This is a genomic window from Paracoccus homiensis, assembly GCF_900111675.1.
Taxonomy (GTDB): Bacteria; Pseudomonadota; Alphaproteobacteria; order Rhodobacterales; family Rhodobacteraceae; genus Paracoccus; species Paracoccus homiensis.
In genome coordinates this window covers 251,981-268,654 of the sequence record NZ_FOHO01000002.1, presented here as the reverse complement: position 1 = coordinate 268,654, position 16,674 = coordinate 251,981, and the positions used below count along the sequence as shown (strand labels likewise).

Genomic DNA, 16,674 nt, shown 5'->3' with positions numbered 1-16,674 from the left:
GGCCTCCTATGCCACGGGAACGGGGATGATGGGCAGGCGGCGCAGTGCCGTGCCGGTCATGCGACGCCAGGCATTGGCCACGGCGGGGCCGATGGGCGGGGTGCCGGGTTCGCCGACGCCGGTGGGCGGTTCGGCCGAGGGGATGATCGCCACCTCGACCGCGGGCATCTGCGGGATGCGCATGATCGGATAGCCGTCCCAGTTGGCCTGCCGGATCAGGCCGCCTTCTTCCAGCGTGATTTCGCTGTAAAGAACGGCGGACAGGCCATAGCCGATGCCGCCCTCCATCTGGGCGCGGATCACATTGGGGTTCACGGCGATGCCGCAATCGACCGCGCACCAGACGCGGCGCACATGCGGGACGCCGCCGCGATCCTCGACCTCGGCGATCTGGGCGACATAGGTGTCGAAGGATTTGACCACCGCCACGCCATAGCCGTAATCGCCAGACATCTGCGCCATTTCCGCGGCACGTTGCAGCACCGCCTTTTCGCGCGGATGATCGTCGCCCAGCAGGGCCAGACGACCTTCGATCGGGTCCTGACCGGCCTTTTCCAGCAATTCGTCGATAAAGCATTCGACGGCAAAGCCGGTATGGCTATGCCCGACCGAACGCCACCAAAGCGTCGACACGGGCGAGTCCATCTGCGACCAGCGCAGCCGGTGGTTCGGGGTTGCGTAGCGCAGCTCCGACGCCCCTTCGAAGGCACTGAAATCGGGACCGCCCTGCAGCATCGGTTCGAATGGCGTGCCGATGAAGATGGGCTGCGAGGCGATGCCGTGATCCCAGGCGGTCAGCTTGCCGTCCGCGCCGATCGCGCCCTTCATGTTATGGACGGTCAGCGGGCGGTAATAGCCGCCCTTGATGTCATCCTCGCGCGTCCACATCAGCTTGACCGCGCCGGGGCCGTTGGCCTTGGCGACGGCGGCAAGTTCTGCGGCGAAATGCGAATCCTGCTGGGCGCGCCGACCAAAGCTGCCGCCGGCCAGCATCGTGTGCAGGCGCACATTGTCGATGCCCAGAACCTGCGACACGGCGGCGGCATCGCCGGTCTGCATCTGGCTGCCCATCCAGACCTCGGCCTCGCCCTCGCGCAGTTCAAGGACACCGTCCAGAGGCTCCATCGGGGTGTGGGCCAGATAGGGAAAGACATAGGTGGCTTCCAGCACGTCGCCATCGGCAAGCGCCTGATCGACATCGCCCGAGGCTTCGATTTCCCAATCCTTGGTGCTGTTGCCGGTGGCCTGCGCCGCGGCGGTCCATTCCTGGACCATCTGTTCGCTGCTGCGGGTTTCGGCGGCGCTGTCGTCCCAGTCCACCTTCAATGCGGCCCGGCCCTTCAGCGCGGCAAAGGTGTTGTCGGCCAGAACCGCAACGCCCTGCGGGATCTGCACGACCTTGCGCACCCCGGCGACCTGCGTGGCGGCGCTGTCGTCGAAGCCTGCCACCGTCGCGCCGAATTTCGGCGGATGCGCGACCACGGCGGTCAGCATTCCGTCGCGATAGACATCCAGCGAAAACTGCGCCTGCCCGTCGGTCTTGGCCTTGGTATCGACCTTGGGCAGATCGGTCCCGATCAGGCGGAAATCGGCGGGGTCCTTGACGGGCGGATCCTCGGGCGCGGTCTGGCTGGCGGCGGCTTCGGCCAGTTCACCGAAGCTTGCGGATTGATCGCCCGCGCGCAGCACGCCCTTTTCGATGGTGATCTGGTCGGGCGACACGCCGAATTTCTGCGCGGCGGCGGCAACCAGCATGGCGCGCGCGGCGGCCCCGGCCTTGCGCATCTGCATGAAGCTGTTGGCCATGGCGGTCGAGCCGCCCGTGCCCTGCATCCCGAAGGCGAGGTTGGCGTATTTCTCGGCATCGGCGGGGGCTGCGGCGGCGCGCATCTGGCCCCAGTCGGCGTCCATTTCCTCGGCCACGAGGGTGGTCAGGCCGGTATAGGGGCCCTGGCCGAATTCGATATGCTTGATCAGCACGGTGACGGTGTTGTCGGGGGCGACCCGGATGAAGGCGTTCGGCGCCCATTCGCTGTCGCCGGCGGGCAGTTCGTTGAAATAACCCGCGCGTCCTTCGGCCCGTGCCAGACGCGGCAGCGCCACGGCCACGATCAGCCCGGTCAGAAAGCCCCGGCGGCTGGTCTGAATGTTCATGGCTTAACCCTCCAACGTCTTGGCGGCGTCATGGATCGCCTGCCGAATGCGGACATAGGTGGCGCAGCGGCAGATATTGCCCGCCATCGCGTTGTCGATATCCTCATCGGTGGGGTTCGTGACCATTTGCAGAAGCGCGGTCGCGGACATGATCTGGCCCGACTGGCAATAGCCGCATTGCGGCACGTCGATGGCGGTCCAGGCGGCCTGCACGGCCTCGGCCTCGGGGCCCGAGACGCCCTCGATGGTGGTGACATCGGATCCGTCGACCATCGAGATCGGCGTCACGCAGGACCGGCGCGGCATTCCGTCCAGATGCACGGTGCAGGCGCCGCATTGGGCGATGCCGCAACCGAACTTGGTGCCGGTCATTTTCAATTCGTCGCGCAAGACCCACAGAAGCGGCGTGTCGGGATCGACATCCACGCTGCGGTCTTCGCCATTCACGGTAAAGTTGATTGTCATGCTGGCTGGTCTCCCTGGCTGACGGGGTCGAGTATCGCACAGTAAGCTGGGAAACACGACCGGCGTTCGCAACGCGTCAGGGCCGGTCCCGGTTCCAGTGCTTTGACCGGAAAGTTCTTCGGCCCTAAGAGGTCAGGGTATTCATAGGGGCGAGGGGCGGTCATGCGCATCTGTATCATCAATACCGGCGGCACGATCAGTTGCGTGGGTACGCCGCTGGCGCCCTTGCCCGCGGCGCGTTTCGCCGATGCGGCGCGGGATCTGATGATGCCGGCGCTGGCTGCCGCCGATCCGCGGCTGCGGATCGATTTTCACCCCGGCCTTCCCTTCGGTCCCGATGGACACGACACGCTGGACAGCACCAACCTTCAGCCGCGCGACTGGTGCGTGATGGCGCGGGCGGTGCTGGCGCGTTACGACGATTACGATGCCTTCGTGATCCTGCACGGCACCGACACGATGGATTTCAGCGGCGCGGCGCTGTCCTTTCTGTTGTCGCAATTCGATCGGCTGGGCATGGGCCGCGCGGTTCTGTCGAAACCGGTGATCCTGACCGGATCGCAACTGCCGCTGTTTCGCGAGACCGCGCAGGGTCTGGTCCTGAACGCAGGCAGCGATGCCTTTGCCAATGTCGCGGGCGCGATTTCCGCCGCCCGGCTGCGCCTGCCCGAGGTCGCGCTGTTCTTCGATGGCAAGCTGCTGCGCGGGAACCGGGCGCTGAAGGTGTCCTCGACGCGGTTCGCGGCCTTTGACAGCCCGCATCTGCCCCCCCTGGCCGAGGTCGGGATCGGCTGCCGGGTGGGCGATGCGCCCCCCCTTCCGGGGCCCGCGATGCCCAAGGTCGCGCTGGACCATCCCGATGCCCGACGCTCGGTGCAGGATCAGCTGACCGCGATCGACGACGCCATTGACGGACTGTCGGTGGTCCAGTTGCCGGCCTTTCCGGCGCGATTTGCCGGATCGCCATTGGCCGCGATGATCCGCGATGCGGTGGACCGGGGTGCCCGCGCCATCGTGCTGGAGGCATATGGCGAAGGCAATTTCCCCGCTGGTGATGTTGATGATCCGCAGCGGGGTGAAATCTGTGCCGCATTGATGCAGGCCCGCGATGCCGGGGTACTGGTCGTCGATGGCAGCCGCGTGATCGGGGGTGCGGTCGGCGCGTTCCACTATGCCGCGGGCGCGTGGCTGGCCGAGACCGGCGCGGTCGAGGCCGGGCAGATGACGCCCGTCGCCGCCTATGCCAAGGCGCTGATCCTGTGCGCGGCCGCCGATCACAACGGTTGGGATGACGATGATCTGCGGGCGCTGATCCGCCGGGGGCTTGCCGGGGAAACGCCTGCCCGCGACCGGATGGGCGCGGATATCGACCCCGTGCTGCGCCCCGGCCAGTTGTTGCAGGCGGTGGATGGCGCGGCGCGGCTGGTCAACGATCCCGACGCGGGTCTGCGCCTGCTGGATGCTGCGGGCGATACGGTCTGGGCGCCCGCGCCGGGGCATGTCGGACAGTTGCGGCTGGATTGTCGGGGTCTGCGGCTGATCGCGCAAGACGGCGCCGTGCTGTGGAACGATTCCGGGACGGAAGGTCCGGGCGCGGTTCTGATCCTGCGTCACGATGATGGCGTGCCGATTCTGGACCTGCATCACGCGGATGGTCGGGTACGGCGGGTGGCGGGTTTCTCTGGACAGGGCGATACGTGAGGTCCAGAAACCACGGGGTCGCAACGGACAGGGCAGGGCATGACGGCGCAAGACAAGACAAGGATCGCGGTGGCGGGGCTGGGCTATGTCGGCCTGTCGAATGCCGTCCTGTTGGCGCAGCATCATCGCGTGACCGCGCTGGATATCGACGCGGGGCGGGTGGCGCAGGTGAATGCGCGCCTGTCACCGATCGAGGATGATGAAATCTCGCAGTTTCTGGCGCAGCGCGACCTGTCCCTGACCGCCACCACCGATGCCGCCGACGCGATGCGGGGCGCGGAATTCGTCATTGTCGCCACGCCGACGAATTACGACCCGCGCAGCAACCGGTTCGACACGTCGACGGTCGAGCATGTGATCGATCTGGCCCGCCAGCACGCGCCGCAAGCCAGCATCGTCGTCAAATCGACCGTGCCGGTGGGGTTTGTCAGCCGCATGCGCGCGGAAACCGGCTATGAGGGGATCATCTTCTCGCCGGAATTCCTGCGCGAAGGGCGGGCGCTTTACGACAACCTGCATCCCTCGCGGATCGTGGTCGGCGATCACGGGCCTGCGGCGCGGAAATTCGCGCAGCTGATGGTCGATGGCGCCCTGCGCAAGGACATGCCCGTCCTGCATACCGGCCCCGTCGAGGCCGAGGCGATCAAGCTGTTCTCGAATACCTATCTTGCGCTGCGCGTGGCCTATTTCAACGAATTGGACAGCTATGCCCTGCGCCACGGGCTGAACACGCGTGAAATCATCGACGGTGTCAGCCTGGACCCGCGCATCGGCGATCACTACAACAATCCCAGCTTTGGTTATGGCGGGTATTGCCTGCCCAAGGATACCAAACAGCTGCTGGCCAATTACGAAGATGTTCCGCAGAACCTGATCTCGGCCATCGTGCAGTCGAACACGACCCGCAAGGATTTCGTCGCCGAACAGATCGTGGCGCGACAGCCGCGCGTCGTCGGCATCCACCGTCTGGTGATGAAGGCCGGGTCCGACAATTTCCGCGACAGTTCGATTCAGGGGATCATGAAGCGGATCAAGGCCAAGGGGATCGAAGTGATCGTCTACGAACCCGTGTTGCAGGACGACCTGTTCTTCAACAGCCGCGTGGTCCGCGATCTGGACGCCTTCAAGGCCGAGGCCGATCTGATCGTCGCAAACCGCCGGACGCCCGAACTGGCCGATGTGGCCGACAAGATCTATACACGCGATCTGTTCGGCATCGATTGATAGGGAAACGCCATGTCACTGATCTATGTCCTGAACGGGCCGAACCTGAACCTGCTGGGCAAGCGGCAGCCGGAAATCTATGGCCATGACACGCTGCGGGATGTCGAGGCGCTGTGTGTCGCGGCTGCGGGGGATCATCAGATCCGGTTTCTGCAAAGCAACTGGGAAGGGCAGTTGATCGACTGGATCCACGAGGCTCGCGACGAAGCCGCCGCCATCGTCATCAACCCGGCAGCGCTGACCCATACCTCGGTCGCGGTGCTGGATGCGCTGAACAGCTTTGACGGCCCCGTGGTCGAGGTGCATATCAGCCAGGTCCACAAGCGCGAGAAGTTTCGCCACCATTCCTTCGTGTCGCTGCGCGCGGATGCCGTCATCGCGGGTATGGGCGTCGCAGGATATGGCGCGGCGGTGCGCCATGTCGCCACGCTGATCGGCTGACCTGTCGGCGGCATCGGCGCGGGGATCAGCGATCCCGCGCCGGACCGGTCGATTGTCTGACCACCAGCGCGGGCCGCAATTCCTGTGGCTGCGGGATGCGGCCCTGTTCCACCCATTCCGCAAGCGCCCGGGCCGCGGCATCGCCCATGTCACGCACGGGCAACCTTACGGTCGTCAGCGGCGGTTCCAGAAAGGACGACCCCGGCAGGTCGTCGATCCCCATCAATGAAATCCGTCCGGGCACGTCATGGCTGGCGCGCCGCAATTCGAAGGACGCGCCCGAGGCCAGAACATCCGACAGGCACAGGATGGCGCTGGGCGCGGGTCCGGCTGTCAGGATGTCATGCGCGGTCGCGCTGCCGCCGCCGATCGACAGTTCGGTTTCGTGAAATGACAGGCGGGCAGGCAGGCCGGCATCCTTCAGTCCCGCAATCCGGGCGCGGGTCCGGTCGTTGTTGCCCTGCGGGCCGTGAAGGACGGCGATGTCGCGATGGCCCAGATCGACAAGGTGGCGCAGCGCCATGATCGCCGCCGCGCGGTTGTCATAGCCGATCGTCGGCAACCGATAGCCCGCGTCGAAATACGAGGTCGCGATGGCAGGCATCTGAACGCGTTCGATCAGGCGATACAGCGCGTCGCTATGGGTGATGCCGGACAGGATCAGCCCTTCGGCCCCGATATCGACCAGATGCTGGGCCTTCTGGGCCTCGCGCTCGGGGTCGTCATTGGTGGTGGCGACGATCAGGGAGAGCTGATGCGGTGCCAGCTGGCTTTCGATCGCGTCCAAGAACCGTGCGAAGATCGCGTTGTCCAGCGTCGGGATCAGCGCACCGACGATCCGCGTGCGCCCCGAATTGATCGCGCGGGCCGCGGCACTGGGTACAAAGCGCAATTCGTCGATGGCGGCCTGCACCCGTTCGCGGGTTTTCTCGGTGACGGCGGTGGGTGTGTTCAGCACGCGTGACACGGTTGCCACCGAGACGCCCGCAACCGCCGCGACATCGCGCAGATTTGCCCGTTTTTTACCATCCGCCATGACTGCCCGTCGTGCCGCTCTACATTCGTCAATGAAAATTCTTGACACATGTAACCAGTTACAACAACCATTGAAACTAGTTACAAACGTGATTCTCAGCGGGAATCCCCATGCTTGATGACGACAATATTCGCAGGTTCAGCAATATCGGGTTCCGGACCCGCGCCCGGTCCTTTCCGGGTTTCGACAGGCCAGACACGATCAGTCAGGTGCTGGCGCCACGTCAGGCCGTGCGTGTCGATCTGGACGCGGGCGACCTTCTGTCACTGGACGGGCTGGCCGCGCATGACCGGGTGCAGCTGCTGGCCTATGACGGGCGGGGTGACGCGGCGCTGAGCCATCTTGGGCTGGATGCCGCGACCGCGCCGGATCGGGCGCAATTCGATGGCGCGGCGCTGGCGGGCTGGATCGCGGGCAATGGTGGCGATGCGGCGTCGCTGCCGCCTGCCGCGTCGATCATCGGCACGGGTGAGATCATCGTGCTGCGCGCGTCGGCCCCGGCGACTGTCTGGGTCTTGCGACCTGTTATCGCGCAGGATCTTGTGATGCATGGCGTGGGTGGCGCGATCACCGTCGCGCATCAGCCCGCCCGGACGCGGTCCCTGGTCCTGCCGCCGCTGTTGGGCGATGTGCGGGACGAGTTCACCGTCCTGCGCGGCACCGCACGGGCCTATGAGTTGCGCAAGGGCGATTACGTTCAGATCATCGACGTTCACGGCCAGCAATGTTCTGATTTCATGGCCTTTCGCGGCGACGGGCTGATGCGCGGCGAAGAACTGATGATCGACAGTACCGCGACCCGGTCGATGGTGCGGCGGTCCTATCCGGGGCCGGGGCTGCTGGACAAGTTCTTCGACCGCGACATGCGCCCGTTGCTGAACGTGGTTCAGGATACCTGCGGGCGTCACGATACCTTCGGCCTTGCCTGCACCGCGCGCGGCTATGAGGAACGCGGCTTTCCCGGCCACCTGAACTGTTCCGACAACATGTCCCACGCGCTGCAACCCTTTGGCGTTGAGCGTCGCGGGGCCTGGCCGGCGATCAACTTCTTCTGGAACACCTGGATCGATGCCCAGTCGCATCACATCATGACCGAGGAATCCTATTCGCGGCCGGGTGATTACGTGACCATGTGCGCGATGGACGATCTGGTCTGCGTTTCGACCGCCTGTCCCGATGATCTGGACCCGATCAACGGCTGGAACCCCACTGACATTCATGTGCGCATCTATCGGCCCGATACGCCGATCCGCCGCGCCGTCGCCTATCGCGAAAAAGAGGATGCCCCGATGCTGATCAGCGAAGAATCCGCCTTCCACGAAAGGCTTGCCCCGCTGACACAGCATTTCGCGCCGGCGCGGGACCTGTGGGTGCCGGTGTCCTATCCCTCGGTCGGCACGATCGGCGAATACTGGGCCTGCCGCAATGCGGTCACCGTTCAGGACATGAGCGGGCTTCGGAAATACGACATCGTCGGCCCGGATGCCGAACGCCTGCTGCAACGCGCGCTGACCCGCGATGTCGCCAAGCTGTCGGTCTGGCGCGGGACCTATACGCTTATGTGCGACGACAGCGGCACGGTCATTGATGACGGCACCCTGTTCCGCATCGGCCCCGACCTGTTCCGCTGGTGCTGCGGCAGCGAGGAAAGCGGTCGCGTGCTGACCGAACTTGCCCAACGCGAAGGCTTGCAGGTGCGGATCAACGCGATGCGCAACGCCTTGCCGAACCTTGCGCTGCAAGGGCCGAAATCGCGCGACCTTCTGCGCAAGATCACCTTCACGCAGCCGACCGTGCCGTCGCTGGATCACCTGAAATGGTTCGGCGTCACCGTCGCGCGGCTGCATGACCGCGAGGGGCGGCCCTTCATGCTGTCGCGGTCGGGCTACACGGGCGAACTGGGCTATGAACTGTTCTGCGCCAAATCCGACGCGGTCGCCCTGTGGGACGCGATCATGGAGGCGGGCGAGGAATTCGGCCTGACCCCGATGGGTTCGGCGGCGCTGAACATCATCCGCATCGAGGCCGGTCTGGCCGCCGGCGACGCCGAATTCGCGCCGGGCGTGGACGCGTTCGAGGCCGGTCTGGGATTTGCCGTCGATCTGAACAAGGCCGACTTCACCGGCAAGGCCGCGCTGCAACGCAATGCTGCCGACCCGCGCCGCGTGCTGAAGGGGCTGATCTTCGACTGTGACGATGTGCCGGCCCATGGCGCACCGGTCCTGTCGGGCGAACGTCAGGTCGGGGTCATCACCTCGGCCACCCGTTCGCCGACCTATGAATGCAGCATCGCGATGGCCCGGATCGCGGTCGAACATGCGGCGAACGGAACGGAATTGGAGGTCGGGATGATGAACGGGCGGATGAAGCGGCTTGGCGCCACCGTCACCGACATCCCCTTTGTCGACCCGCAACGAAAGAAAGCAAGAGCCTGAAACAAGCTTGCCAACCAACAGGAGACACAGAATGAGATATCTGACAACGACGGCGACCGCTTCGGTATTCGCGCTTGCGGCATCTGTGGCCATGGCGCAGGACAAGGTGATGGTCGGCGAGCCAAGCTGGCCCGGAGCCAAGATCATGGCCCATGTGATCGGGCAGGTGATCGAAACCCGCCTTGGCGGCGAGGTCGGCTATGCGCCCGGCGCCAATGCGGTGATCTTCGAGGCGATGGATGGCGGGCGCGGCGATATCGACGTGCATCCCGATGTGTGGCTGCCCAACCAGGCATCGCTGACCGATGAATATGTCGACCAGAAAGGCACCGTGGCGCTGTCGTCGGGATCATACGAGGGGCGCGCGGGTTTCTGCACCCCGACCTACATGGCCGAGGATCACAATATCCGCTCGATCTTTGACCTGGCGACGCCGGATGCGCAGGACCTGTACGACTTTGACGGCGACGGCAAGGGCGAGATCTGGGTCGGCGCGTCGGGCTGGTCCTCGACCAATATCCACAAGGTCAAGGTGCGCGACTATGGCATCGAAAGCTTTCTGGAGCCCGGCACCGAGGATGAGACGGTGTTCTATTCGCGCCTGAAGGATGCGATCGATCAGCAGAAGGGCGTGGTGTTCTATTGCTACAGCCCGCATTACGTTCACGCGCTGTACGATGTGACGATGATCGAAGAGCCGGATTACGACCCCCAGCAATATACCATGATCCAGCCCGATCAGGATGCCGACTGGTACAACAAGTCTTCGATCACCAGCGGCGATGAGGTCAAGACCGTGAAGGTCGCCTATTCGACCTCTTTGCAGACGCGCAACCCGGCGGCGGCCTCGTTCCTGGCCAGTATCGACATGGATTCGGATGCGCTGTCGCAGATGACCGCCGAGGTCGTGGTCGAAGGCAAGGATGTCGGTGAGGTCGTCAGCGCCTGGATCGCGGCGAATGGCGACACGATCGACGGCTGGCTTGGCCTGAACTGATCCCTGTGCGGCCCCGGCCGGCTGGGTCGGGGCCGCTGAAACCGCCAGAAGAAAGGCTCAGCAATGGCCAAGGATATCGCCATCGACGCCCGTGGTGTCTGGAAAGTCTTCGGAAAACGCGCGGATGAGGCGATGGCCGCGCTGCGGACCGAAGGGATCGGCAAGGCCGAGGTGCTGGAACGGTTCAACTGCGTGGTCGGCGTCGCCGATGCCACCTTCCAGATCGAGCGCGGCGAACTGTTCTGTGTCATGGGCCTGTCGGGTTCGGGCAAATCGACGCTGGTGCGCCATGTGAACCGGCTGCTGGAACCCTCGGCCGGTCAGATCCTGATCGGGGGCGAGGATGTGATGTCGCTGAACGGCGCGGATCTGCGCCGCCTGCGCAACCACCGGGTCGCGATGGTGTTCCAGAATTTCGGCCTGATGCCGCACCGGACGGTGCGTGACAATGTCGCCATGCCGCTGGAGATCCGCGGCACCGGCAAGGCACGCCGCTGGGAAGAGGCGGATCGCGTGCTGGATCTGGTGAACCTGACCGGCTGGGAGGACAAATACGCGCATGAGCTGTCGGGCGGCATGCAACAGCGCGTGGGCCTGGCCCGTGCCATCGCCTCGGATCCCGATATCCTGCTGATGGATGAGCCGTTCTCGGCGCTGGACCCGCTGATCCGCCGGCAGTTGCAGGACCAGTTCATGGACCTGTCGCGATCTTTGAACAAGACCACCATGTTCATCACCCATGACCTGGACGAGGCGATCCGCATCGGCCACCGCATCGCGATCATGAAGGATGGCCGCATCGTGCAGATCGGCACCCCGGAACAGATCATCCTGAACCCGGTCGATGATTATGTGGCTGATTTCGTCGCGGGCATTTCCAAGCTGAACATGGTCTTTGCCCATTCCGTCATGCGCCCCGTCGACGAGTTCGAGGCGACCTACGGCCCCGTGCCGGGCGACGCGCGCGAGGCGCATCCCGACATGGATCTGAACGCGCTGATGGATATCTGCGTCGATGGCCACGGCATTGCCCGCGTCACCCAAAGCGGCTCGGCGGTCGGTGTCATCAACCGCCCCATGCTGATGCGGGCGATCCAGAACAACAGAGGTTAGGAGAACCCGACGATGACGCAGGAAAGGACCGATATCTCGCAGCGGATGAGCGGGCTGATCGACGATTTCGTCGGACGGGGCCAAGGCTATTACCGCCATGTCTTTGCCTATATGATGCAGGCGCCCGGCTATCGTTTTACGCTGAACCCGGCGGCGGCCCTTCTTGGCCCGATCTGGTTCGGCGCGCGCGGATTGTGGTCGTGGTTCCTTGGCTTTCTGGTGATCGAGACATTCGCCTTCATCCAGCTTGGTCGCGGGCTGTTCGGCGATCTGGGCCGCGAGTCGCGCGAACGCGCCGCACGGATCGCGGAAACGCTGGATCTGCGCCGCCAGCAGATCGAAGCCGCCGAACAATCCGGTGCCTCGACGCTGGAATCGCTGCGACGCGCGGCGGCCTCGCTGGAAGATGCGCTGGCGCAGGCCGAGGTGGCGGCAGCGCAGGCAGATGGCACGGGGTTGTACTATATCGGCTTCGGGCTGATCCTTCTGCTGTGCTTCCGGTTCATGACCGCCGCGTTGGCGAACTGGACGCTGGAGGGACAATTCGCACGCTGGCGTTCGGATCGCAGCGTGGCGCATGGCTGGTCGGTGCCGCGCATGATGCTGTCGGGGCTGCTGTTCGTGCTGGTCGTGCTGCCCAGCACCATCAAGTTCGCCCAGCCTGAGGCCGTCGCCTTCCTGTCGGAATTTCCCACCAACCGGAACTGGCGTCTGGGTGTCGGCGACGTGATCCAGTCGGCATTCGACTGGACCAAGACGGCGGGACGCGGATTCTTCGATGCGCTGACCCTGGGCATGCGGGCATTGCTGGACGGGCTGGAGGTCGTCTTTGTCGGCACGCCCTGGCCCGTGGTCGCGCTGGTCATCGTGATGCTGGCCTATCTGTCGGCCGGGGCGCGCGTTGCGATCTTTACCGGTGCCGCGCTGGCCTATCTGGGGCTGCTGGACTTCTGGGACAAGGCGATGGCGACCATCGCCCTGCTGGGTGCGGCGGCGCTGATCTCGATCACGCTGGGGATCCCGCTTGGCATCTATTGCGCGCGGCGGCCGCGTGTCTTTGCGGTGGTCCGCCCGGTTCTGGATTTCATGCAGTCGATGCCCTCTTTCGTCTATCTGATCCCGGTCGTGGCCTTCATCGGTTCGGGCAAGCCCGCAGGGGTCGTCGCGACGATGATCTTCGGCAGCCCGCCTGTGATCCGGTTCACCGTTCTGGGCCTTCAGCAGGTGCCGGGCGCGGTGCGCGAGGCGGCCTTGGCCTTTGGCGCGACGCCGCGCTATCTGCTGTGGCGCGTGGATCTGCCGCTGGCGGCGCGAACGATCATGGCGGGGGTCAATCAGACGATCCTGCTGTCGCTGGCGATGGTGGTCGTTGCCTCGCTGATCGGCGCCAAGGGGCTGGGCGAGGACGTGTTGGAGGCGCTGCAATATGCCGCTGCGGGGCAGGGCATTCTGGCCGGGCTTGCGATCCTGTTCTGTGCGCTGATCCTTGATCGGATCGTGGCCGGCAAGCGGCGCTAGCCCCGCCACCCCCCTTTCGGGCGCAGCCGCGATTGCCGTCCCGCAATCGCGGCTGTCGCATTTCCGGCGGCAGGGTCGTCGGTGATGCCTGATATGCGCAGTCGTGCTAGGCAGCGAGGGCAGACAGCGGAACCGATCCGCCAACCAAGGATGTCCCATGCGACCAGGCGCCCGAAATCTGATCACCGATATCGCCGGATTGCGCGTCGGCAACGCCGCCGATGCGGCGCTGAAATCCGGCACCACGGTCCTGACCGCAGATGCGCCGTTCACGGCCTCGGTTCAGGTGATGGGCGGCGCCCCCGGAACGCGGGATACGGACCTTCTGGCGCCCGACAAGCTGGTCTCGCAGGTCGATGCGCTGGTGCTGTCGGGCGGCTCGGCCTTTGGGCTGGCGGCCTGTGACGGGGTCATGGCGGGGCTTGCGCAGGCGGGGCGCGGCTTTGCGGTGGGCGGGCTGCGCGTGCCGATCGTGCCGGGCGCGATCGTGTTCGACCTGCTGAATGGCGGCGACAAGGGCTGGACCCGGAACCCCTATCCGGCCCTGGGTCGCACCGCCTTCGATGCGGCGGCGGCGGATTTTGCCCTTGGCAGCCACGGCGCGGGTATCGGCGCGTTGACCGGGCGCATCAAGGGGGGCCTTGGATCGGCTTCGGCGGTGCTGGAAACGGGGGCAACCATCGGGGCGCTGGTTGTCGTCAATGCGCTGGGATCGCCCACCGTTGGCGAAGGCGCGCATTTCTGGGCGGCTCCGTGGGAAATGGATGACGAATTCGGCGGCCGCGGCCTACCGGACCGTTTTGCCCCGCATGACGAGCCAAGGCCCGGCAAGCAACTGGGCGAGGCGACGACCATCGCCATCGTCGCCACCGATGTCGCGCTGGACAAGGCCGGGCTGCAACGGCTTGCGACCGTGGCGCATGACGGGTTCGCACGCGCCCTGGTGCCCAGCCACACGCCTTTCGACGGGGATCTGATCTTCGCGGTCTCGACCGGACAGCGGCCAATGTCGGACCCGGCGACGGACCCCTATCTGCTGGGCCATGCGGCGGCTTCGGTCATGGCGCGGGCGGTTGCGCGGGGCGTTTATCACGCGACGCCCGAACCGGGCGATCTGCAACCCTGCTGGCGCGACCTGACATAGCGAAGGGCGGTGCGACATGCGCACCGCCCCCAGAGATCGCCAAGAAAGAGAGAGGGAACACTTAGCGATATATGTAGACGATCTGGCGTGCGTTTGGTTCCACCAGAACATCTTGTCCGTTGATGCGCGCATAACGGTAATCTGGGTAATCGGGAATATCCTGCAAGGTCACATTTTCCGGAACTCCGGCGCCGGTCACGACCTCGCCTTCCAAGTAGATGTTATCGACCGTGTTCTGGGTGATGTAGGTGCGGACTTCGGGGGCAGGTTCCGGGGTGGCGGCGTTGCCTGCAGTGCCGCCAATGGCCGCGCCCGCAACCGCACCGGCGGGGCCGCCGACCAGCGCACCGATGGCCGCGCCACCGACACCGCCGACCGCGGTATTCGCGCCTTCCTGCGGGTTCTGAACCGGCGTTTCCACCACCGTCACGCCAATTTCCTGACGGTTCGGATAAAGCGGCTTCACCTCGTCACCCAGCTTGGCGGTCAGGTAGTCGCCATAGGCCCAGCCGCTTGCGCCGTCATGGCCGATTTCGCACCAATTGGCGCTGTCGATGCAGCCCGCGACCGCGACCTCATCGCCTGCGGGGATCACGCCGGTCACCTCGTGCTGCACGCCGGGGCCCGAACGGATGTTCAGATCGGTGCTGGCCGTGGCCATGGTTTGTGCCATCGCACCCCCGGCAAGGGTCGAGGCGATCAGTGCGGTCGTCGTGAAAAGCGTCTTCATGTCACGCTCCTTCCTTGAACTGGTCGGTCCATCTTGCGGACCATTGCGGCGACAACACCGCATCGACCGCGCCCGTTCCGGTGCGGGGCATCACATTAAATTACGCCCATCGGCGGGAACCTGCATCGCTTTGACAACGTCCGGTCGGCATGTGCATCATTCGCGCGAAACCGCGACATACGAGGCAGATATGACTCAGCAACAGACCAATCTGAAATCCCTGCTCAGCGACCCCAGCCTGCTGGAGACGCGCGCCTTTCTGGGCGGGGAGTGGGTGGATGCCAAGGATGGCGCAACCTTTGACGTGACGAATCCCGCGCGCGGCGACGTGATCGCCAAGGTCGCCGACCTGTCGCGTGACGAGGTGGCGCAGGCTATCGACGCCGCCGAGGCCGCGATGAAGGGCTGGGCCGCACGCACGGCCAAGGAACGCGCGCAGATCATGCGCAAATGGTACGACCTGATGATGGAAAATCAGGACGATCTGGCCCGTATCCTGACCGCCGAAATGGGCAAGCCCTTCGCCGAAGCCAAGGGCGAGATCGCCTATGGCGCCAGCTTCATCGAGTGGTTCGGCGAAGAGGCCAAGCGCGTCTACGGCGAAACCATTCCCGGACATCAGCCTGACAAGCGCCTGACCGTCATCCGCCAGCCGATCGGCGTGGTGGGCAGCATCACGCCCTGGAACTTCCCCAACGCGATGATCGCCCGCAAGGCCGGTCCTGCCCTGGCCGTCGGCTGTGGTTTTGTCGCGCGTCCGGCCGCCGAAACGCCGCTTTCGGCGCTGGCCATGGCGGTTCTGGGCGAACGCGCGGGCCTGCCCAAGGGCATCCTGTCGGTGGTCACGTCCTCGCGCAGCAGCGAGGTCGGCAAGGAATTCTGCGAAAATCACAAGGTCCGCAAACTGACCTTCACCGGCTCGACCGAGGTGGGTCGCATCCTGCTGCGCCAGGCCGCCGATCAGGTGATGAAATGCAGCATGGAACTGGGCGGCAACGCGCCCTTCATCGTCTTTGACGACGCTGATCTGGACGCGGCGGTCGAAGGCGCGATGGCGTCGAAATTCCGCAACAACGGCCAGACCTGCGTCTGCGCGAACCGGATCTATGTGCAGGCAGGTGTCTATGATGCCTTCGCGAAGAAACTGGCCGAGGCTGTCGACAAGCTGAAGGTCGGTGACGGTCTGGAGGATGGCGTGACCACCGGCCCGCTGATCAACGAAGGCGCGGTGGACAAGGTGCAGGAACATATCAAGGACGTGCTGGACGGCGGCGGCACTGTCGTCACCGGCGGCGAAAGGATGGACGGCCTGTTCTTCAAGCCGACCGTGATGACCGGGGTGACCGACGACATGAAGGTCGCGACCGAGGAAACCTTTGGTCCGCTGGCCCCCCTGTTCAAGTTCGAGACCGAGGAAGAGGCCGTCGAAAAGGCCAATGCCACGATCTTCGGCCTGGCGTCGTATTTCTACGCCCGCGACATCGGCCGCATCACCCGCGTTCAGGAATCGCTGGAATATGGTATCGTCGGTGTGAACACGGGCATCATCTCGACCGAGGTTGCGCCCTTCGGCGGGGTCAAGCAGTCGGGCCTGGGTCGTGAGGGCAGCCGCCACGGGATCGAGGACTTTCTGGAAATGAAATATGTCTGCCTGTCGATCTGATCTGCGCTGAAACCTGCCTTCGCAGGGAACGAAGCCCCGGCTTTCCGCATTTC

At 65.0% G+C, this 16,674-nt stretch carries 13 protein-coding genes; 9 read left to right on the top strand and 4 right to left on the bottom strand.

Annotated elements, in window-relative coordinates; genetic code table 11:
• Positions 1-6 precede the first annotated feature (6 nt).
• Together BMX67_RS03610 and BMX67_RS03605 are read right to left on the bottom strand one after the other, a co-directional pair.
• The gene (locus BMX67_RS03610; RefSeq protein WP_090732567.1) at positions 7-2,154 is read right to left on the bottom strand and encodes a xanthine dehydrogenase family protein molybdopterin-binding subunit; all 2,148 of its coding nucleotides are present in this window, start codon (positions 2,152-2,154) and stop codon (positions 7-9) included.
• A 3-nt stretch (positions 2,155-2,157) separates the two neighbouring features.
• Entirely contained in the window at positions 2,158-2,619 is a 462-nt protein-coding gene (locus tag BMX67_RS03605; protein ID WP_090732565.1) for a (2Fe-2S)-binding protein, read from the bottom strand.
• A gap of 162 nt (positions 2,620-2,781) precedes the next feature.
• Here BMX67_RS03605 and BMX67_RS03600 point away from each other — a divergent pair, with 162 nt between their 5' ends.
• The 3 genes from BMX67_RS03600 to BMX67_RS03590 are packed head-to-tail and all read left to right on the top strand — an operon-like array spanning position 2,782 to position 5,985.
• Positions 2,782-4,320, top strand: a complete 1,539-nt coding sequence (locus tag BMX67_RS03600) for an asparaginase (protein ID WP_090732564.1) — start codon at positions 2,782-2,784, stop codon at positions 4,318-4,320.
• Positions 4,321-4,359: 39 nt separating this feature from the next.
• Complete coding sequence (locus BMX67_RS03595; protein WP_090732563.1) at positions 4,360-5,544, top strand: nucleotide sugar dehydrogenase; 1,185 nt, start codon at positions 4,360-4,362, stop codon at positions 5,542-5,544.
• Between the two features lie 12 nt (positions 5,545-5,556).
• The gene (locus BMX67_RS03590; RefSeq protein WP_090732561.1) at positions 5,557-5,985 is read left to right on the top strand and encodes a type II 3-dehydroquinate dehydratase; all 429 of its coding nucleotides are present in this window, start codon (positions 5,557-5,559) and stop codon (positions 5,983-5,985) included.
• Between the two features lie 25 nt (positions 5,986-6,010).
• On the opposite strand, the gene BMX67_RS03585 is transcribed toward BMX67_RS03590, so the two are convergent.
• Positions 6,011-7,021 carry a substrate-binding domain-containing protein gene (locus BMX67_RS03585; RefSeq protein WP_090732560.1) on the bottom strand — a complete coding sequence of 337 codons (1,011 nt, stop codon included), beginning with the start codon at positions 7,019-7,021 and terminating at the stop codon, positions 6,011-6,013.
• A 110-nt stretch (positions 7,022-7,131) separates the two neighbouring features.
• Between BMX67_RS03585 and BMX67_RS03580 the strand changes: the two genes are divergently transcribed.
• The 5 genes from BMX67_RS03580 to BMX67_RS03560 all read left to right on the top strand — a co-directional run bounded on the left by BMX67_RS03580 (position 7,132) and on the right by BMX67_RS03560 (position 14,228).
• Positions 7,132-9,456 carry a DUF1989 domain-containing protein gene (locus BMX67_RS03580; protein WP_090732558.1) on the top strand — a complete coding sequence of 775 codons (2,325 nt, stop codon included), beginning with the start codon at positions 7,132-7,134 and terminating at the stop codon, positions 9,454-9,456.
• Between the two features lie 31 nt (positions 9,457-9,487).
• Entirely contained in the window at positions 9,488-10,453 is a 966-nt protein-coding gene (locus tag BMX67_RS03575; RefSeq protein WP_090732557.1) for an ABC transporter substrate-binding protein, read from the top strand.
• A gap of 63 nt (positions 10,454-10,516) precedes the next feature.
• Complete coding sequence (locus BMX67_RS03570; RefSeq protein WP_090732555.1) at positions 10,517-11,566, top strand: quaternary amine ABC transporter ATP-binding protein; 1,050 nt, start codon at positions 10,517-10,519, stop codon at positions 11,564-11,566.
• A 12-nt stretch (positions 11,567-11,578) separates the two neighbouring features.
• Complete coding sequence (locus BMX67_RS03565) at positions 11,579-13,084, top strand: ABC transporter permease (protein ID WP_090732553.1); 1,506 nt, start codon at positions 11,579-11,581, stop codon at positions 13,082-13,084.
• Between the two features lie 157 nt (positions 13,085-13,241).
• Complete coding sequence (locus BMX67_RS03560; RefSeq protein WP_090732552.1) at positions 13,242-14,228, top strand: P1 family peptidase; 987 nt, start codon at positions 13,242-13,244, stop codon at positions 14,226-14,228.
• 61 nt (positions 14,229-14,289) lie between these two features.
• Here BMX67_RS03560 and BMX67_RS03555 read toward each other — a convergent pair whose 3' ends face one another.
• The gene (locus BMX67_RS03555; protein ID WP_090732550.1) at positions 14,290-14,958 is read right to left on the bottom strand and encodes a DUF1236 domain-containing protein; all 669 of its coding nucleotides are present in this window, start codon (positions 14,956-14,958) and stop codon (positions 14,290-14,292) included.
• 190 nt (positions 14,959-15,148) lie between these two features.
• Here BMX67_RS03555 and BMX67_RS03550 point away from each other — a divergent pair, with 190 nt between their 5' ends.
• A complete protein-coding gene (locus BMX67_RS03550; RefSeq protein WP_090732877.1) occupies positions 15,149-16,621 on the top strand; it encodes an NAD-dependent succinate-semialdehyde dehydrogenase in 1,473 nt (490 codons plus the stop codon).
• Positions 16,622-16,674 lie beyond the last annotated feature (53 nt).